The organism is Bradyrhizobium tropiciagri (genome assembly GCF_001189845.1).
GTDB classification, from domain to species: domain Bacteria; phylum Pseudomonadota; class Alphaproteobacteria; order Rhizobiales; family Xanthobacteraceae; genus Bradyrhizobium; species Bradyrhizobium tropiciagri.
Genome location: NZ_LFLZ01000113.1, coordinates 1 through 19,418, shown reverse-complemented (window position 1 = coordinate 19,418; position 19,418 = coordinate 1). Strand labels below are relative to the sequence as shown.

The 19,418-nt window shown below is 65.0% G+C and carries 13 protein-coding genes and 3 pseudogenes; 7 read left to right on the top strand and 9 right to left on the bottom strand.

Annotation, left to right across the window (positions count from 1 at the left end):
- Positions 1–62: 62 nt before the first annotated feature.
- Entirely contained in the window at positions 63–911 is an 849-nt protein-coding gene (locus AKN84_RS42080) for a VOC family protein (RefSeq protein ID WP_050426218.1), read from the bottom strand.
- A gap of 224 nt (positions 912–1,135) precedes the next feature.
- Here AKN84_RS42080 and AKN84_RS42075 point away from each other — a divergent pair.
- Both AKN84_RS42075 and AKN84_RS42070 read left to right on the top strand, forming a co-directional pair.
- A pseudogene (locus tag AKN84_RS42075) lies at positions 1,136–2,028 on the top strand (sugar kinase).
- 23 nt (positions 2,029–2,051) lie between these two features.
- Complete coding sequence (locus AKN84_RS42070) at positions 2,052–2,987, top strand: ribokinase (RefSeq protein ID WP_050426217.1); 936 nt, start codon at positions 2,052–2,054, stop codon at positions 2,985–2,987.
- A 119-nt stretch (positions 2,988–3,106) separates the two neighbouring features.
- Here the strand turns inward: AKN84_RS42070 and AKN84_RS42065 are convergent, their stop codons facing one another.
- Positions 3,107–4,324 carry an NAD(P)/FAD-dependent oxidoreductase gene (locus AKN84_RS42065; RefSeq protein ID WP_050426216.1) on the bottom strand — a complete coding sequence of 406 codons (1,218 nt, stop codon included), beginning with the start codon at positions 4,322–4,324 and terminating at the stop codon, positions 3,107–3,109.
- Between the two features lie 261 nt (positions 4,325–4,585).
- Here AKN84_RS42065 and AKN84_RS42060 point away from each other — a divergent pair.
- Positions 4,586–5,376: pseudogene (locus tag AKN84_RS42060) on the top strand (enoyl-CoA hydratase/isomerase family protein).
- 182 nt (positions 5,377–5,558) lie between these two features.
- Here AKN84_RS42060 and AKN84_RS42055 read toward each other — a convergent pair.
- From AKN84_RS42055 to AKN84_RS42040, 4 genes are all read right to left on the bottom strand, one after another.
- Positions 5,559–6,899: a TRAP transporter large permease gene (locus AKN84_RS42055; RefSeq protein WP_050426215.1), complete on the bottom strand. Its 1,341-nt coding sequence runs from the start codon at positions 6,897–6,899 to the stop codon at positions 5,559–5,561.
- Complete coding sequence (locus tag AKN84_RS42050) at positions 6,896–7,480, bottom strand: TRAP transporter small permease (RefSeq protein ID WP_050426214.1); 585 nt, start codon at positions 7,478–7,480, stop codon at positions 6,896–6,898. The genes AKN84_RS42055 and AKN84_RS42050 overlap by 4 nt, the downstream gene beginning before the upstream one ends.
- A 147-nt stretch (positions 7,481–7,627) precedes the next feature.
- Positions 7,628–8,629, bottom strand: coding sequence for a TRAP transporter substrate-binding protein (locus tag AKN84_RS42045; RefSeq protein WP_050426213.1), 1,002 nt, complete (start codon positions 8,627–8,629; stop codon positions 7,628–7,630).
- Between the two features lie 153 nt (positions 8,630–8,782).
- A complete protein-coding gene (locus AKN84_RS42040; protein ID WP_050426212.1) occupies positions 8,783–10,486 on the bottom strand; it encodes an IlvD/Edd family dehydratase in 1,704 nt (567 codons plus the stop codon).
- A 171-nt stretch (positions 10,487–10,657) separates the two neighbouring features.
- Here AKN84_RS42040 and AKN84_RS42035 point away from each other — a divergent pair, with 171 nt between their 5' ends.
- Positions 10,658–11,350 (top strand): GntR family transcriptional regulator, encoded by a 693-nt coding sequence (locus AKN84_RS42035; RefSeq protein ID WP_050426219.1) that lies wholly within the window; start codon positions 10,658–10,660, stop codon positions 11,348–11,350.
- Positions 11,351–11,384: 34 nt separating this feature from the next.
- Complete coding sequence (locus tag AKN84_RS42030; protein WP_128971654.1) at positions 11,385–11,954, top strand: invasion associated locus B family protein; 570 nt, start codon at positions 11,385–11,387, stop codon at positions 11,952–11,954.
- On the opposite strand, the gene AKN84_RS42025 is transcribed toward AKN84_RS42030, so the two are convergent.
- Positions 11,955–12,776 (bottom strand): NAD-dependent epimerase/dehydratase family protein, encoded by an 822-nt coding sequence (locus tag AKN84_RS42025; RefSeq protein ID WP_050426210.1) that lies wholly within the window; start codon positions 12,774–12,776, stop codon positions 11,955–11,957.
- Positions 12,777–12,901: 125 nt separating this feature from the next.
- Between AKN84_RS42025 and AKN84_RS42020 the strand changes: the two genes are divergently transcribed.
- A complete protein-coding gene (locus tag AKN84_RS42020; RefSeq protein WP_050426209.1) occupies positions 12,902–13,864 on the top strand; it encodes an SMP-30/gluconolactonase/LRE family protein in 963 nt (320 codons plus the stop codon).
- Positions 13,865–14,074: 210 nt separating this feature from the next.
- Here AKN84_RS42020 and AKN84_RS42015 read toward each other — a convergent pair.
- Both AKN84_RS42015 and AKN84_RS42010 read right to left on the bottom strand, forming a co-directional pair.
- Positions 14,075–15,507: pseudogene (locus AKN84_RS42015) on the bottom strand (aldehyde dehydrogenase family protein).
- Between the two features lie 337 nt (positions 15,508–15,844).
- Complete coding sequence (locus tag AKN84_RS42010) at positions 15,845–18,211, bottom strand: transketolase (protein WP_050426208.1); 2,367 nt, start codon at positions 18,209–18,211, stop codon at positions 15,845–15,847.
- Positions 18,212–18,341: 130 nt separating this feature from the next.
- Here AKN84_RS42010 and AKN84_RS42005 point away from each other — a divergent pair, with 130 nt between their 5' ends.
- On the top strand, positions 18,342–18,803 hold the full coding sequence (locus AKN84_RS42005; RefSeq protein WP_024579268.1) for an Lrp/AsnC family transcriptional regulator: 462 nt from the start codon (positions 18,342–18,344) through the stop codon (positions 18,801–18,803).
- Positions 18,804–19,418 lie beyond the last annotated feature (615 nt).

The window sequence follows — 19,418 nt, the reverse complement described above, 5'->3', positions numbered from 1 at the left end:
CGCCAGGACGACGGCGGGGATACACGTCGACAAACTCGCCCCGCATCACGCGCTCATCCCTCTCACTCGCCCTTTCCCTGTGAGGGCTGCACCAGAAGCGTCGGCACGCCGCAGGTGCCGTTGCGCACCGTCATCACGCGCGTGCCGGGCTTGCGGCCGGTGCGAATCTCCGAGACGTCGACGCCGGCGGCGGCCAAGCGCGCATGCGTGGCATCGATGTCGGCGACGCGCCAGCAGATGCCGCGCAGCCGGTCCGGCGCGTCCGTCTCTGCTTTGCCCGGCCGGTGCGTGACCTCGACCACGAGATCGCCGCAACGGAAGAACATCAGCCGGCCCCACTCGGGATGCGACCGGTCGAGCACCATGTCGAGCCCGAGCCGCGCGCCATAGAGCGCGGCGGCGCGCTCCGGGTCGGCGGTCGAGACCACCACATGATCCATCGCGGTGATCGAGGCGGGCGTGGTGCGCACCGACACCGGCCGCTCTTGCTCCCGCTCGAGGAAGAACATCCGCACGCCGCGCGTCGCATCGGTCGCCGCGCGCGTGCGCTTCCACGCCAGCGTGGCGCCGCTCGCCGCGTCGCGGCTCTCGACCTCAATGACTGGCTCGGGCTTCAGCGTCAGCCGGTCGAGCCGGCGGTGCGTCCTGACGATATCGCTGGTGCGGAAGCAAAGGCTCGCGAGCCCCTCGCCCTGGGTCGCGAGCGCGCTACGGACGCGCTGGGCGGCCTCGTCATCGCCGCGCGGCGCCATCAATTCCAGCGTCGTGTTGTCGAGCGTGAACAGCACGCGGTCCGCGCCGTCGCCGCTGTTGCGCCAAGCCGGTGCCCGCGCGAACAGCGTCTGATATGCGGCGCTGGCAGCGGTGATGTCGCCGGTCAGGACGACGACATGATCGAGGCCAGTAATCATGGGTGCGGCCTCCGCGAATCTGCCGTCATTGTGTTTCTCCCTTGACGCAACCCGGAACCACGGGCCGCGGGCCGCCGTTATGCCGAATGCCAGAAACGGCCCCCGCATCCATCATCTCTACCTGCAAACCAAGCAGGGTTGCGAATAATTTCAGCGAAATCGGCCGATCAGCGGTGCTAGTCTAGTCCGTGGCCGGGACCACACCAAGCGACGACAGGAAGCGAATGCAGGCTCTCTTCATTGGACAGACCTATATCGACGTCACCTTCATCACGGATCACATGCCGGTCGCGACGAGAAACACGTCGCCGACGCCTATGCCGTCTCGTTCGGTGGCAACGCGGTCACCGCCGCGTTCTGCTGCGCCAAGCTCGGCGTCGAGCCGGACCTGATCGCCACCATGGCCAATGACTGGCTGGGACGGATGTTCTGGGACATGGCCGACCGGTATGGCATCTCGTTCCATCCCCGCAAGGTCAGCTCCTCCTCGCTGTCCTTCATCATGCCCAACGACGGCAAGCGCGCCATCGTCCGCTGCCGCGACGACCAGCACATCCATCCCTTTCCGCTGCTGAACATCAAGGGCTGCCGTGCGCTGCATATCGACGGCCATCAGCCGGACGCCGCGATCCATTATGCGAAGCTCTGCCGTGAGGACGGCATCCTGACCTCGCTCGACGGCGGTGGTCTGCGCACCAACACCCACGAGCTGCTCGCCTTCATCGACGTTGCGATCGTCGCCGAGCGGCTGTGCGAGCAGATGGACAAGACGCCGGAGCAGATGCTCGACTATCTCAAGAGCCGTGGCTGCAAGGTCGGCGGCGTCACCATGGGCGAGCGCGGCCTGCTCTGGTACGACGAGACGGGCGCGGTGCAGACGCTGCCGGCGTTTCCGATTCCGCGCAAGCGCGTGATCGACACCAATGGCGCCGGCGACGTCTTCCACGGCGCCTACATCTATTCCTATCTCGCCAATCCCGGCAAAGCCTGGCATGAGCATTTCGAGTTCGCGCGCGCGGCGTCGACCTTCAAGATCCAGAAGCTCGGCAACGAGGCCGGCCTGCCGACGCTCGCCGATATCGCCGCGGTGAAGCAGGAGTTTGGCGCCGCGGTCTGACAGGGCTGGAATGGGGGTTGGGCATGGGGCGCGTCTTCGTCGCCGGCAGCATCAATATGGACGTGGTGGCGACTGCAGAGCGTCATCCGAAGGTCGGTGAGACCGTGGCCGGCGAGGCCGTGCTGTATTTTCCCGGCGGCAAGGGCGCCAACCAGGCGGTGGCATCGGCCAAGCAGGGCGTGCCGACCACGCTGGTCGGCCGGCTCGGCACCGACGCGTTCGGCAAGGAGCTGAGAACCTTTCTCGCCGCGCAGGGCGTCGATCTCAGCTTCGTCCAGGATACCGGCGGCACGCATTCAGGCACCGCGATCATCACGCTTGCCAACGCCGACAACACGATCGTCGTCGTGCCCGGCGCCAACGGGCTGGTCGATGCCGATGATGTCGCAGCACCCGTGCTCGCGAAAGGCGACGTCGCGGTCAGCCAGTTCGAGATCCCGCTGCCGACGATCGCCGCATTCTTCCGCCGCGCCCGCGCCGCCGGCGCCACCACGATCCTCAACCCGGCACCGGCGAAAACGGCCGACAAGGCGCTGCTTGATCTAGTCGATATCCTGATCCTCAACGAGACCGAGCTCAGCCTGCTGGCGGGAACAGAGCTGCGCGACAGCGACGCCCCGTCGCGCTTCGCCGAGGCGGCACGCACCTTGGGGCAAGGCAAGACCGTCTGCGTCACGCTCGGGAAGCGCGGCGTGCTGGCGCTGGTCGCGGACCAGTCGCTGCTCGTGCCGGGGCGCGAGGTCAAGGCCGTCGACACCACCGGCGCCGGCGACTGTTTCGTCGGCGCCCTCGCCGCACAGCTTGCCATCGGCAAGCCGCTCGGCGACGCGCTGGCCTACGCCAACATTGCCGCTTCAATTTGCGTGCAGCGGATGGGCGCTGCGCCGTCGATGCCGACGGCGCAGGAGGTGGTCGCGATTCTTTCCACGAGTCGTCCCGGCGCAAGCCGGGACCCATAACCACCGGCCTCAATTGTCTTGAACTGACATCAAGCCGCACCGCCTCAAATCGAGAGGCCGCGGCGTATGGGTCCCGGCCCCCGTGCGCAATTGCGCACTAGGCCGGGACGACGGGATTGTTAGGCCAGCGCGCTCTTGAGGTCGAAGCTCGCATCCGCCGCCTGCTCCGGCGTGATCGAACCACCCGCGCCGAGCAGCCGGCGGCCGAACATGTGATCGCCGGCGCGATTGACCGACTCGATGCCGAGCAGCCTGTCGCCGCGATAGCAGAACGCCGAGAATGCGCCCTGCGCGCGGTCGCCGCGCACCACGACGCGGTCGTAGCCGGTGGTGAGACCCGCCATCTGCAGCTTGTCGGGGCCCTGGTCGCTCCAGAACCACGGCAGGCCGTCATAGACCTCGGTCTTGCCGGTCAGCCGCGACGCCACGCAGCGCGCATGGTCGGTCGCGTTCTGCACCGACTCCAGCCGCAGCGAGCCGCCGAAGCGCTTGCTGGTGTAGAGCGCACAATCGCCGATCGCGGAGACATTCGGATCGGCGGTCAGTAGATGCTCGTCGACGATGATGCCGGATGCGACCGGCAGGCCGGCCTCCGCGGCAAGCTCAACATTCGGCAGCACACCGACGCCGACCACGACGAGATCGGCCGGGATGTGCGTGCCGTTGCTCAGGCTGACGCCGGTAACCTTCGCACCATCGGCCTCGATCGCCGTCACCTGCACGCCGAGATGAATCCGGATGCCGGCCGCGCCGTGGCGGGACTGCGAGAACTCGGAAATCTCCGCGGTCACTGCGCGCGCCATCACGCGGGAGGCGAGTTCGACCACGTCGACCTCGAGGCCCTTGGCCCGCGCTGTCGCCGCGAATTCGAGCCCGATGAAGCCCGCGCCGATCACGACGACGCGCATGCCGGGCGCGATCAAGTCGCGCAGCGCCTGGCTCTCGTCGAGGATGCGCAGGTAACGGACCCCGTCCAGCTTCGCGTTGGGAATATCGAGCAGCCGGTTCCGCGCGCCGGTCGCGAGCACCAGATGGCCGTAGTCGAGCGAGGTGCCGGAGGCGAGCGCCACTTTCCGCGCATTGCGGTCGACCGCGTGGGCACGATCGGTGATCAGCTCGATCTTGTTGTCCTGGTAGAATTTGTCGGGCCGGAACATCAGGGTCTCGGGCCCGCCGGTCCCCTTCAGATAGGCCTTCGACAGCGGCGGCCGCTGATACGGCAGATGGCCTTCGTCATTGAGCAGGGCGATGCGCTCGGCGAAGCCGGCCTGGCGCAGCGACGCCGCGAGCTGGAAGCCGGCATGCCCGGCACCGACGATGATGACCGAGCCTGTCATCGGAACAACCCAAATACGCGCGAGCAGGAGCGACCCATGCCGTTTCCTCTTTGTCGATGTTAGCTTGCTTGCCCCGTCCCCACAGCGCTCGTGTCTGCGTACCGAAGGCTGACAGCCATTTGGCCTCATGCTCGCGCCGACGCAAGGGGGTCTCGGGCAAATCTGGGCGCCCGAACGCCGCCTCTGGACGCCGGGCCGCATTGCCACGGCTCCCGCCAAGGCCTTAAATGTCCGGAACCAACAAGCCCAAGGTCCCTAGAGATGCCTGATCCCGCCTCCCCCAACGATCCCGCTTTGCTCCGCATCGACGGTGCCGTCGCAACCATCACGCTGAACCGGCCGGCCGCGTTCAATGCGATCGACCTGACGATCGCCAAAAAGCTCGAGCAGCTCAGCGCCGAGGTCGAAGCCAACAACGACGTCCGCGTGCTCGTCATCGAGGGCGAAGGCCGCGCCTTCTGCGCCGGCGGCGATCTGCAGACCATCGGCGCCGCCGCCGAAGCCAACAATGTCACCCCCGTGGTCAGCGAGATGCTTCGTCACTACCACGCCTTCATTGAGACCGTACGGCGGATGCCAAAGATGGTGCTGTCCAGCGTGCACGGTTCGGCGGCCGGCGCAGGCATGGGCCTCGCCTTCGTGACCGACCTGTGTATCGCCGCGGAGGATGCCCGCTTCACGCCCGCCTACGCCAAGATCGGCGTGTCGCCGGACGGCGGCAGCACGGTCGGCATCGTCGGCACGGTCGGCACCCGCCGCGCGCTGCAGATCTTCCTTGCCGAGGATGGCTTCACCGCGCAGCAGGCCTATGAATGGGGGCTGGTGGTCAAGACCGTCCCCGCGACCGAGCTGAAGGCGGCCACCCGGCAACTCGCCGAACGCCTGGCAAAGAATCCACCCGCCGCGATCGCGCAACCAAATCACTGGTCTATCAGGCGGCCACCACGCCGACCAAACAGCAGCTCGACGCCGAGGAGCACAAGATCATCACGTCGATGCACACCGACGATTTCCGCGTCGCGGTGAAGAAGTTCACCAGCAAGTCGAAGTAGCGGCTCGGCGTTTCGCGCTACCGTCATTGCGAGGAGCGTAGCGACGAAGCAATCCACTTGTCCGCTTGCGGAAGGATGGATTGCTTCGCGGAGCCTGTCACCGGGCGCGCGTTCGCGCGACCCGTTGGCTCGCAATGACGTGGATGGCGTACTCCTCCCCATAAGGGTTCTGCCCGGCGTGGCTAGTTTGGACAGATATAGCCCGTGCCGCCGGGTGCCTTGAAGCACCCGACCGATTCAGGGATCACCTGCTTGGGCAGCCACAGCACGACCTTCGGGAAATAGATCGTGAAGCAGATCGTGACCAGGAACACGACATAGATCGGCAGCGCCGCCCGCAACGCTTTTGCAAAGCTGATGCCGACGAATTTCGAGGCCATCAACAGCACGAGCCCGTAGGGCGGCGTGATCAGGCCGAACGCCAGCGTCGCGATCAGCACCACGCCCATATGCACGCCATTGATGTCGCCGGCCTGGGTCAGCGCGTTGACCAGCGGCATGAAGATGATGATGGTCGGCACCGGCTCGATGAAATCGCCGACCACGGTGAACAGCAGCACCATCAAGAGCATGATGAGGTGCGGATCGTTGCCGGCGATCGAGGTGATCCAGTCGGCGATGTAGATGGCGCCGCGCAGATAGGCGAGCATCCAGCCGAACGCGTTCGCGGCGCCGATCGTGATCAGCGGCAGCGAGAAGATCAGGCCGGCGAGGCAAAAGTCGTACGGGATCTTCTTCAGGTGCCCGCGGTTCAGCGCCGGGATCACCACGATGATGATGTAGGCGACCGCGACCACGCCGGCCTCGGTCGGTGTGAACCAGCCGGTCAGGATGCCGCCAAGCAGGATCACCGGGATCATCAGCGGCAGCGCGGCGTCGCCGGCGGCGAACGCAACCTGACGCAGCGGCGCGCGCGGCTTGCGCAAGCCTGACGGCCCAAAGAAATAGCAATAGATCATCAGCCCGAAGCCGATCATCAGGCCGGGGACGACACCGGCCATGAACAGGCCGGCGATCGAGACATTGCCGACCGCACCATAAACCACCGCCGTGATGCTCGGCGGCACCAGCGCCGCAATCGTCGAGGCCGAGGCGATGATCGCGGCGATGAACGCCGGCTCATAGCCCTCCCGTCGCATCGGCCCGCCGAGCGCCCGGCTCATGACCGCGACATCGGCGGTGGTCGAGCCCGACATTTCCGAGAAGAACATGCTGAACACGACGACGACCTGCGACAGCCCGCCCCTGATATGCCCGACCAGCGACACCGAGAGGTTGGCGATGCGGACCACGACATTGGCCGAGCTCATGAGCTCGCCGACCAAGAGGAAGAACGGTATTGCGAGCAGCGCCTCGGAATCGACGCCGTCAAAGATCTTCTGGATGATCGCCGCCAGCGAGACATCCGACAGCACTGCGCCGACGAACACGCCGGCCATCAGCGAGAATGGCACGGGCACGCCGAGATAGCCGAAGAACAGGAAGCAGAACGACATCAGCACAAGCACGACCGGTGCGCTCACGGCTGCGCTCCCGTGGTCGCGCCGGTGCTGACGGCCGGTATCGCAAGATCGTCGTCCGGCGGCTCCGGATGGTCAAAGCCGTTGCGAATGCCGTTGACGAGCTGCTCGATGGTGAACAGGCCGATCAAGATTCCCGACAGCGGGATCACAGCATAGAGCGATGCGATCGGCGTGCCCGACGGCAGGCGGAAGCTGCCGAAGCCGCGCAGGTAGTTCTGATAGCCGTACCAGACCAGGCAAAAGGCAACGCCCAGCACGACGAGGCGGATGACGATCTCGACGAATGTCCGCGACCTGCCATGCATCGCTTCCGAGAGCGCGGTGAGATAGAGATGATCGTTACGCCGTGTCGCGACCGCGGCCCCGATGAAGATCGCGTAGATGAACAGCGTCGAGGTCACCTCCTGCAGCCACAGCCAGGGATGGCCGATGGTGCGGGTGACGATGTCGGCCGTGACCGAGAGCGAGAAGCCGAAGCAAAGCACGCCGCACAGCATCATCAGGATCAGCTCGAGCCGGTCGAGCGCCCGCCATTTCAGATGCCGCTGCCGTTGCAGCACCAGTCTGTCGGCGATGGCCATGCTTCACACTCCGTCGTCCCGGCGAAAGCCGGGACCCATAACCACCGGCCTGAGTTGTTTGCAAGGAAAGGTGGCCACCGGATTGCACCACTGAAAGGCCGCGGCGTATGGGTCCCGGCTTTCGCCGGGACGACGCTCGAGTGTGGGCTAGTTGATCGCGCGGATCAGGTTTTTGATCTTCTCCGCATGCGGGCCGAGCTCCTTGGCGAGCTTGTCGAGATAGGGATCGGCGACCGCCGTAAAGCTTTTCTTGTCCACGTCCTCGACCACCTTGACGCCGAACGACTTCAGCTTGGTCAGCGCATTCCGCTCCAGCTCGAATGCTTTCTGCGGCTCCTTGGCGCTGACCTCGTTGGCGGCGGCCTGCACCCACTGCTTCTGCTCGGCGGAGAGGCTCTGCCACAGCTTGTCGGAGACGAACAGCAGCGCATTGTTGGCCTCGTGCTCGGTGATCGAAAGCACCGGCGCGACCTCGTAGTGCTTGTTGACGAGATAGACGTTGATGCTGTTCTCGGCGGCGTCGACCACGCCGGTCTGCAGCGAGGTGTAGACGCTGCCGAACGGCATGTGCACCGTCTGCGCGCCATAGGCTGGGAACATGGTGTCTTCGGTCGCGGTCGCCTGCACCCGGACCTTCATGCCCTTGAGGTCGCCGACGTTGTGGACCTCCTTCTTGCTGTAGATGTGACGCACGCCTTGCGAACCGGTGCCGATCACATGCAGGCCCTGGGCGGTGTCGTCGATCATCGTCTTGATGGCGTCGAACACCTGCGGATCCGCCAGCGCCTTGATGACGTGAGCCTCGTTGCGGAACAGGAAATGAAGCGACATCACGCCGGCCTGCGGCGAGATCGTCGCGGTGTTGGCGGAGGAGATGATCGCGAACTCGATATCGCCCGACTTCACGAGCTGCAGCAGCTGCGGCTCCTGGCCGAGCTGCGCGCCGGGATATTGATCGACGATCATCGTCCCCTTGCTCAATTCCTTGAGCTTCTCGGCGAACAGATCGCCGGCGACCGAATAGCCGGTGTTGCGCGGCTGATCGTAGGCGAAGCGGAAGTGCTTGACCTCCTGCGCGCCGGCGCGCGCCGGCAGCAGCAGCGCTACCACGGCCATGGCGATCCCGACGATCCCAGCTGAAGTGCCCATCGCGACGTTCCCCCTGTTTTTGATTGACACGATCATCCCATCAGTCCCGCGGGATTGTCAATAAAACAGAGGCAATCAGCTCGTCGTAGGCGCAGACGAGCGCCACATCGCAGAAATTATCGACAATTTAGCCAGTGCGCCGAACTTTGCGCGCTACTTCCCCTTGGCGCGCATGAAGTCGAAATCGCAGCCCTCATCGGCCTGCAGGATGGTCTCGTTGAAGAGATGCGCATAGCCTCGCCTGGCCCAGTCAGGCGTGGCGGCCGGGGCGAGCGCCGCGCGTCGCTTCTGCACTTCGGCCTCGTCGACCAGCAGATCGATGCGACGCTTGGCGACGTCGAGCCGGATCATGTCGCCGTTCCGCACCAGACCGAGCGGACCGCCGACGGCGGACTCCGGCGTGATGTGCAGCACGATGGTGCCGAACGCGGTGCCGCTCATCCGCGCGTCGGAGATACGGACCATGTCTTTCACACCCGTGCGCGCGAGCTTCTTCGGGATCGGCAGGTAACCCGCCTCGGGCATGCCCGGCGCGCCCTTCGGGCCGGCATTGCGCAGCACCAGCACGTCGTCGGCAGTCACATCGAGCGCGGGGTCGTCGACCCGCAGCGTCATGTCCTCGACCGACTCGAACACCACGGCGCGGCCGGTGTGCTGCAGCAGCTTCGGGCTCGCCGCCGACTGCTTGATCACGGCGCCGCGCGGCGCGAGATTGCCGTGCAGGATCGCCATCGCGCCTTCGGACTTGATGGGGTTCGCCTTGGAGCGGATCGCATCATGTCCCGGCACGTCCTCCGCATTGGCGACGACCTCGCGCAAGGTCTGTCCGGTAATGGTCTTCGCGTCCAAATCAATCAAGTCGCCGAGCTGTGCCATCAGCTTCGGCACGCCGCCGGCATGGTGGAAGTGCTCCATATAGTGCTCGCCCGACGGCTTGAGATCGACCAGCACGGGCACTTCGCGGCCGAGCTTGTCGAACGCCTCGAGGTCGATCTTGTACGGCGAACGGTTGGCGATTGCGGTCAGATGGATGAGCCCGTTGGTCGAGCCGCCGATCGCCTGCATCACGACCTGCGCGTTGCGGAACGACGACGGCGTCAGGATCTCGCTCGGCTTCGGTCCCTTGGTCTTCGCCATCTCGGCGGCGACGCGGCCGCTGGCCTCGGCAGAGCGGAAGCGTTCGGCGTGCGGCGCCGGGATCGTCGCGCTCATCGGCAGCGACAGGCCGAGGGCCTCGGTGATGCAGGCCATCGTGGAGGCCGTGCCCATCACCATGCAAGTGCCCACGGAAGGCGCAAGGCGGCCGTTCACCGCCTCGATCTCGTTGTCGTCGATCTCGCCGGCGCGATACTTGCCCCACAGCCGGCGGCAGTCGGTGCAGGCGCCGAGCACCTCGCCCTTGTGATGGCCGACCACCATCGGGCCGACCGGAATCACGACCGTCGGCAGATCGGCACTGATCGCGGCCATGATCTGCGCCGGCAGGGTCTTGTCGCAGCCGCCGATCACGATCACCGCATCCATCGGCTGGGCGCGGATCATTTCCTCGGTGTCCATCGCCATCAGGTTGCGCAGATACATCGAGGTCGGATGCGCAAAGCTCTCGGCGATCGAGATGGTCGGGAACACGAACGGCATCGCACCCGACAGCATCACGCCGCGCTTCACGGCCTCGATGATCTGAGGCACGTTGCCGTGGCAGGGATTGTAGTCGCTGTAGGTATTGGTGATGCCGACGATCGGGCGATTGAGCGCATCGTCGGAATAGCCCATCGCCTTGATGAACGCCTTGCGCAGGAACAGCGAGAAGCCGGCGTCACCATAGCTGGTCAGTCCCTTGCGAAGTCCGTCGGCCATTTTCTTCTCGTCCCGTGGTTGTTCGGCCGCACTTAAGGAGCGGCCGGAATTATTGTCAATATGAGATAATCCAGAGGCAGAGCGCAGCTGGTCTGCGGCAAAATCGCCCTCATTATTGACAATAACCACGACGCCGTGCTGACCTCCGGCGTCGCCCGAAGCCGAGAGCGCATGAAAGCCGAGCCCACACTGCCCGAACTCCAAGCTCCCTCGCGCGAGGAGGAGCAGGCGGACGTGATCCGCCGGCTGGAGGAGGACATCATCTTCGGCCGCTTCGCGCCCGGCCTGCGGCTGGTCGAGGATACCCTGATGCAGCGCTACGGCGCGAGCCGGCATTTCGTGCGCCAGGCCCTGTTCCAGCTTGAGCGCCAGGGCATCGTGCTGCGCGAGAAGAATGTCGGCGCCACGGTGCGGTTCTACTCGGCCGAGGAAGTGCGGCAGATCTATGAGGTGCGCGAGATGTTGACGCGGCAGGCCGCGCTGATGATCGCGCTGCCCGCGCAGATGAGCCTGATCGACCAGTTGAGCGAGCTGCAACGGCATTACTGCATCAAGGCTGACGCGCAGGACATGCGCGGCATCCACGAGACCAACGATGCGTTCCACCTCGCGCTGTTTTCTGCCTGCGGCAATCCCTACCTGGTGCGCTCGCTGCAGGACTACATGAACCTGACGCTGCCGATGCGCGCCAAGAATCTCGCCGACAGCGCGGGCCTTGCATTGTCGCGCCGCCAGCACGAGCTGATGATCGAGCTCCTGAAGGGCCGCGACAGCTGGGCGCTGGCACAGCTCTGCGTCGATCACATGCAGTACAGCAAGGCGGATTATCTCGTCCGCATCTCCAACGACAAAAAGCCGCAATAGCGCGATACGCGGCCAGCTCGTGAAGGAGACGGCGATGCGTTATGTGGCTTTGTTGATCGGATCGTGCGCCGTGCAGCTTGCACTTGGCGGCATTGCTCAAGCGGCCGATCCGCGTGCAACCGAGCTCACCTATGAGCCCTGGACCAAGACCTGCCTGACCGAGGCGAGTTGCTTCGTCGCCGCCGCCGCGCGCGGCCAGTGCGCACCGTCCGGCGGCACCATCAGCATCTCGCCGCAGAGCAGCACGCGCGCGCTGCTGACCGCCAATGTCGGCACGCGGACCATGCTGGAAGGCACCATCAGCCTGCGGATCGATCAGGACGAACCGATGCAGATCGCCCGGACGCACTGCTACACGCTCGGCTGCGGCGGCACGCTGGAGGCCAATGGCGAGCTGATCGAGCGGCTGAAGCACGCGCAGGCGATCGTGGTGGAAGCCAAGAACCTGACCGGACAGAAGATCAGCCTCACCTTCCCGCTCGCCCACTTCTCCCAGACCTATGACGGACCCGGAAGCGCGCCCAAGGCATCCGGGAAGAGCGCGAGCGAGCCGCAGCGCGAGCACACAGAGGCGGTGAAGCAGCTACCGCAGTGCGACGACTGATCACTTCTTCCAGTCGATCACCCTCGTCCGGTCGCCGTCGAACTCCATGCTGCAGAACGTGCCGCCCTGGTAATAGTCGCCGACGGGATCGGGCGGCAGCTTGGCCTGCTCGGCCATCGCGTGCTCGCGGAAGTCTTCGCCACGGCCGGTCGGACGATAGCCGAGATCGTAGGCGCGGTGATTGTCCCACCACGAGCGCTCATTGTAGGACGCGCCGTACAGCACCTCGAAATGAATGTCGGGATGTTCGAGCCCGATGCGGCAGAGCTGCACCAGATCTTCCGGCTTGAGCCAGATCGAGAGCCTGCGGTGATCGAGCGGCGCCTCGCCGAAATTGCCGATCCGGATGCAGGTGACCTTGATGCCGTGCTTGTCGGCATAGAGCGCACCTAAGCCTTCGCCGAACACTTTGCTGACGCCGTAGCGGCTATCCGGCCGTGCGGTGACGTCGGTGCCGATGCGGTGATGGCGCGGGTAGAAGCCGACCGCGTGATTGGATGAGGCGAAGATCACGCGCTTGACGCCCTGCTTGCGCGCCGCCTCGAACAGATTGTAGCCGCCGATGATATTGGCCTGCAGGATCGCATCCCAGGAACCTTCGACCGAATAGCCGCCGAAATGCAGGATGCCGTCGACGCCCTCGCAGATCGCCTCGACCTCCGCGAGGTCGGCGAGATCGGCCGCCTTGAACTTTTCGTTGCTGCCGAGATCGGAGGGCTGCTTGATATCGCTCAGCAAGAGGTCCGGATAGATCGGCGGCAGCAACTTGCGCAGGCTCGTTCCGATTCCCCCCGATGCGCCGGTCATCAATATGCGTGGCATGCCGTCCCTCGTCCTTCCCGTTTGCTCAGTGCAATCCTTGGACCGAATTGCGATCGCAGGCCGACAATGATAGCAAACCATGCGCTCAAGGAAACACCATCGAAACACAACAACGAGAACAGCAAATGTCCGATGTTCATTCCGCCGGCTGGCATCCCGCGACGTACTATCCCGATCCCGCGATCCATGCACTCGATCCGCGCTTCGAGAAATACTGGCTGAAACTCTCCGCCGTTGAACGCATCGCCACCGGCCTGCGCTGGGCCGAAGGTCCGGTGTGGTTCGGCGATGGCCGCTATCTGTTGTGCAGCGACATCCCGAACCAGCGCATCCTCAAATGGGAGGAAGAGACCGGCGCGGTCAGCATCTTCCGCAAGCCGTCGAACTTCGCCAACGGCAATACCCGCGATCGCCAGGGTCGGCTGATCACCTGCGAGCATGGCGGCCGCCGCGTGGTGCGCACCGAGTATGACGGATCGATTACGGTGCTGATCGATTCCTTTGGCGGCAAGCGGCTGAACTCGCCGAACGACGTCGTGGTGAAATCCGACGGTTCGATCTGGTTCACCGATCCGATCTTCGGCCTGCTCGGCAATTACGAAGGCTACAAGGCCGATCCCGAGATCGAGCCCAATGTCTACCGGCTCGATCCCGAGACCGGCAAGGCCACCATCGTCGCCGAGGGCGTGCTCGGCCCGAACGGGCTGTGCTTCTCGCCCGACGAGAAGATCCTCTACGTGGTGGAATCCCGCGGCGAGCCGAACCGCAAGATCCTCGCCTATGACGTCGCAGCCGACGGCAAGACGATCTCCAACAAGCGCGTGTTCATCGATGCCGGCCGCGGCACGCCGGACGGCATGCGCTGCGACATCGACGGCAATCTGTGGTGCGGCTGGGGCATGGGGGATCCCGAGCTCGACGGCGTCGTCGTGTTTGCGCCCGACGGCGTCATGATCGGCCGCATCGCGCTGCCGGAGCGCTGCGCCAACCTCTGCTTCGGCGGCGTCAAGCGCAACCGCCTGTTCATGGCGGCGAGCCAGTCGATCTATGCGCTCTACGTCAACACCCAAGGCGCGCTCGGCGGTTAGTTCTCGGTGTCGTCCCGGCGAAGGCCGGGACCCATAACCACCATCGCATGTTGGTTTGACAGACTGGGGCCGCATTCTTCGCAAAACAGATGCCTGTGGTAATGGGTCCCGGCCTTCGCCGGGACGACGAAAAATATGCACCATCAAAACGTTTGACGCCGGAGCGGTGATCCGCCCCGGCGCCAGAATGTAGTCTCTCGTGCGTTCGGCTTACGCGGCGTTGTAGCCGGCGACTGCCTTGGCTTCGAGATATTCCTCCAGACCGTAGCGGCCCCACTCGCGGCCGTTGCCGGACTGCTTGTAGCCGCCGAACGGTGCGGAGCGCTCGTTCGGCACGCCCTGCAGGTTGACGTTGCCGGCGCGGATCTGGCGGCCGACGCGGCGCGCGGTTTCCACGGTGTCGGCCGAGACGTAACCGGCGAGACCATACGGCGTGTCGTTGGCGATCTTCACGGCTTCAGCTTCGTCCTTGGCACCGAGGATGGTCAGCACCGGCCCGAAGATTTCCTCGCGGGCGATCGTCATGTCGTTGGTGACGTCGGCGAAGATGGTCGGACGGACATAGAAGCCCTTGTTGACGCCTTCGGGCAGGCCCGGACCACCGGCGACGAGCGTTGCGCCCTCGTCGATGCCCTTCTGGATCAGCGCCTGGATCTTGTCCCACTGGCCGCGGTTGACGACCGGACCGATCGTGGTGCCGTCGGCACGCGGATCGCCGGCCTTGGTCTTGTCGGCGACGCCCTTCGCGATCGCGGCCACTTCCTTCATCTTGGAGAGCGGCACGATCATGCGCGACGGCGCGTTGCAGGACTGGCCCGAGTTGTTGAACATATGCATCACGCCGCCGGTCACCGCCTTGGCGAGGTCGGCCCCCTCGAGGATCACGTTCGGCGACTTGCCGCCGAGCTCCTGGCTGACACGCTTGACGGTCGGCGCCGCACGCTTGGCGACGTCGACGCCGGCGCGGGTCGAGCCGGTGAACGAGATCATGTCGATGTCCGGGTGCTCGCTCATCGCGGCACCCACCTCGGGGCCGAGCCGTTGAGCAGGTTGAACACGCCCTTCGGCACGCCGGCTTCATGGAGGATTTCCGCGAAGATCAGCGCCGAGGTCGGGGTGAACTCCGACGGCTTCAGGATCATGGTGCAGCCGGCGGCGAGCGCGGGCGCGACCTTGCAGGCGATCTGGTTGAGCGGCCAGTTCCAGGGCGTGATCATGCCGACGACGCCGACCGGCTCGCGCACGATCACGGCGGTGCCCATGGTCTCCTCGAACTCGTACTTCTTGAGCACTTCGAGGGTGTTCATGAGATGGCCGAGGCCGGCGCCGGCCTGCAGCTTCTCGGCCATCGGCAGCGGTGCGCCCATCTCGTCGGAAACGGCGGCGCCGATCTCCTTCATGCGGCCCTTGTAGACCTCGACGACCTTGGTGAGCAGCGCGATGCGCTCTTCGCGGCTGGTCTTGGAATAGGTCTCGAACGCGCGCTTGGCGGCGGCGACTGCCTTGTCGACATCGGCCTTGGAGCCGAGCGCAATCTCGTACATCGCTTCTTCGGTCGCCGGATTGACGACGGGGGTGGACTTGCCTTTGACGACGGGATCGACCCAGGCGCCATCGATGTAGAATTGCATACGATTGACCATCGGAAACCTCTTGTAGGGGGCGTATGGAATTGGGAACGGAAAGCGTTCGGCAGGCATCCTTGCACGAAAGCAGGGCGAATTGAACCCGCCATATGCGGGGCGCGGCTCGTGCACGCCCGACGCATATAAGGCGCGAGGTGCGCGGGTGGCAAGGTTTGCTCCACCCTCCCCTGGAGGGGGAGGGTCGGCTCACATTGAGCGAAGCGAATGTGAGACGGGGTGGGGTGATCTCTCCACTCAGCTACTGTTGGACGAGGAGAGACTGTCACCCCACCCCGCTGCGCATTCCGCTACGCTTCATGCGCAGCGACCCCTCCCCCTCCAGGGGAGGGTGAAACTACACCGCCATCTTGCGATGCCGCACCGGGGCGCCGACCGAGACGCTTTCCGCCGCATCGATGATGGCGTTGGCGTCGATGCCGTAATGCCGGTAGAGGTCGCCGATCGTGCCGGTCTGGCCGAAATGCTCGACGCCCAGCGCCTCGACCCGGTGGCCGCGCACGCTACCGAGCCAGCCGAGCGTTGCCGGATGGCCGTCGATCACGGTCACGATGCCGCAGTCGCGGCCGAGCGGCGCCAGCATGCGCTCGATATGACTCAAATGCTGCGCGCCGCGGCGGTCGCGCCGTAAATTCCGCGCGGCGGACCAACCCGCATAGAGCCGGTCGGCAGAGGTTACCGCCAATAAACCGACATCGCGGTGGCTCTCGCCGATCAGCCCAACCGCCTCGATCGCCTCCGGTGCGACGGTGCCGGTATAGGCGATGACGATGTCGCAGTTCGGGCCCGGCTTGCGCATCCAGTAGGCGCCGTCGGTGATGTCGCGCTGCAGGTCCGGCGTCATGATCCGTTGCGGCTGCTCCAGCGTCCGGGTCGAGAGTCGCAAGTAAACCGAACCACCCTCGGCGCCCTCGCGCTGCATGTGGCCGAAACCCCAGCCCATGATCACGGCAAGTTCATCGACGAAGGCCGGATCGAACGAGGCGAGCCCGTCCTGCCCCATGCCGATCAAGGGTGTCTTGATCGACTGATGCGCGCCGCCTTCCGGCGCCAGCGAGATGCCGGACGGCGTCGCCGCCACCATGAAGCGGGCGTCCTGGTAGCAGGCATAGTTCAGCGCATCGAGACCGCGCTCGATGAAGGGATCGTACAGTGTGCCGACCGGCAGCAGCCGCGCACCGTTGATCTGCTGCGACAGGCCGAGCGCCGAGAGCATGATGAACAGGTTCATCTCGGCAATGCCGAGCTCGAGGTGTTGGCCCTTGGGCGAATACTCCCAGGTATAGGCCGACGGGATCTTCTCCTGCCGGAACAAGTCATGGTTTTCCGCCTTCGCGAACAGTCCGCGGCGGTTGACCCAGGCGCCGAGATTGGTCGACACCGTGACATCGGGCGATGCGGTGACGATGCGCGATGCGAGCTCGCTGTCGCCGCGCGCAAGTTCATGCAGCACGAGACCAAAGCCCTGCTGTGTCGACATCTGCGCGGACGCCTTGAACGCCAGCCGCTCCGGCACGTCGATGACGGGCGCCGACAGCCGGCGGCGGCCCTCGCGGTTGAACGGCGCCTCGGCCAGGAACGCCTCGAGCTTCGCAGGCTGCTGCGACAGGCCCTCGAACTTGTCCCACTCGTGACCGGTGCGGATGTTCTGCGCGGCGCGCCACTTCTCCATCTGCGCCACCGTCATCAGGCCGGCGTGGTTGTCCTTGTGGCCCTGCATCGGCAGGCCGACGCCCTTGATGGTGTAGGCGATGAAGCAGACCGGGCGATCATGGTCGATCGCCTCGAACGCCTCGATCATGCTCGCCATGTCGTGGCCGCCGAGGTTCGACATCAGCGCCAGCAACTCGTCATCGCTGCGGCGGTCGATCAGCGCGGTGACCGGCCCCTGATCGCCGATCTCGTCGTGCAGGCGCTTGCGGAACGCGGCACCGCCCTGGAAGCAGAGCGCCGCGTACATCTGGTTCGGGCAATTGTCGATCCAGCGCTTCAGCGCTTCACCGCCCGGCTCGGCAAATGCCTGCAGCATCAGCGTGCCGTATTTCACGATCACCACGTCCCAGCCGAAATTGCGGAACATGGTCTCGAACTTGGCCCACAGCCCCTCGCGCACCACGGCGTCGAGCGATTGCCTGTTGTAGTCGACCACCCACCAGGTGTTGCGCAGGCCGTGCTTCCAGCCCTCCAGCAGCGCCTCGAAGATGTTGCCCTCGTCCATCTCGGCGTCGCCGACCAGCGCGATCATGCGGCCTTCGGGCCGGTCCCCCAACCAGCCATGCGCCTTGACGTAGTCCTGCACCAGCGAGGCGAACAGCGTCTGCGCCACGCCGAGACCGACCGAGCCGGTGGAGAAGTCGACGTCGTCGGTGTCCTTGGTGCGCGACGGATAGGACTGCGCGCCCTTGTAGCCGCGGAAATTCTCCAGCTTGTCGCGGGTCTGGTGGCCGAACAGATATTGGATCGCGTGAAATACCGGGCTCGCATGCGGCTTCACCGCGACGCGGTCCTGCGGACGCAGCACCGAGAAATACAGTGCCGACATGATGTTGGCGAGCGAGGCCGACGATGCCTGGTGGCCGCCGACCTTCAACCCGTCGCTGGAGGACCTGACATGGTTGGCGTGATGGATGGTCCACGACGACAGCCACAGCACCTTGCGGGCCAAAGCTGTGAGCATGTCGAGGCGTTCAGGCGCGATTCCCATGGCGAAGCTCCCAGCAATATCTCCGATGTTACTGCCGCGGAGGCCGCCGAAAATCTCAATTCCACGCGACAGCACAGGAAAAATTGGGATAAATTCCCACGATCCGGCCTCAACCTGCGAGTTCATCCCAATGCCTGCCCTCGATGCCATCGACCGCAAGATCCTGAGTCTGCTCCAGACCGACAGCCGCATGACCATGCAGGAGCTCGCCGACAAGGTCGGGCTGTCGGTGTCGCCGTGCCATCGCCGGGTCAAGCTGCTCGAGGAACGCGGCGTGATCTCTCGCTACATTGCAACCGTCGACCAGAAATCGCTCGGGCTGCATGTCTCGGTCTTCATCTCGATCAAGCTCGCGCGGCAGAAGGAGGAAGACCTCAACCGCTTCGCACGCGCGATCTCGAAATGGGACGAGGTGCTCGAATGCTACCTGATGACCGGCAACCGCGACTATCTGCTGCGCGTCGTCGCCGCCGACCTCTCCTCCTATGAGGCATTCCTGAAGAACAAGCTGACCCGGCTCGACGGCATTGCCTCGATCGAGTCGAGCTTTGCGCTGAGCCAGGTGAAGTATTCGACGGCGCTGCCGGTGTAGGTGCGTGGTTGGTGAGCCAAACAGCGCCATCCCACAGTGTCGTCCTGGCGAAAGCCAGGACCCATAACCATCACACTCGGTGATGAGCGGAATCGTGGCCCCGGCGTCGCGCAACAACAGACATTCGGGGTAATGGGTCCTGGCTTTCGCCAGGACGACGGCGGTGGATGGCTCTCGATTCAAGATGTCAAACAACGCGGTGTCATCGCCCGCTCTCAATGTCATCACCCGCGCATGCGAAAGCGGGTGATCCAGTATTCCAGAGACAGTCGTTTTTGAACCGATGGGCCCCGGGCAAAGGTAGGCCGGCGGCCAAGTTCAGGGCCGCCGCTGCGGAACAACCGGCCCGCAAAGAGTTGCCGGCAATTCACGTCGCGGCGGGAACCGAGCGGCAGCGTGGCGTGTTGGTATCAGGCAGTATTGAGTGTTTTGACACAAGTGAGAACAAACATGGTTCGCCGCAAACATCTCTGGTTGGCGCTCATCGCGGTTCTCGCGACCGCAGCACCGGTGACGCTGCTCGCCGATCCCGCACAGGCAGCCCGCGGCGGAGGTCATGGCGGCGGCGGTGGCGGTGGTCACGGCGGCGGTGGCGGTGGTTTCCATGGCGGCGGC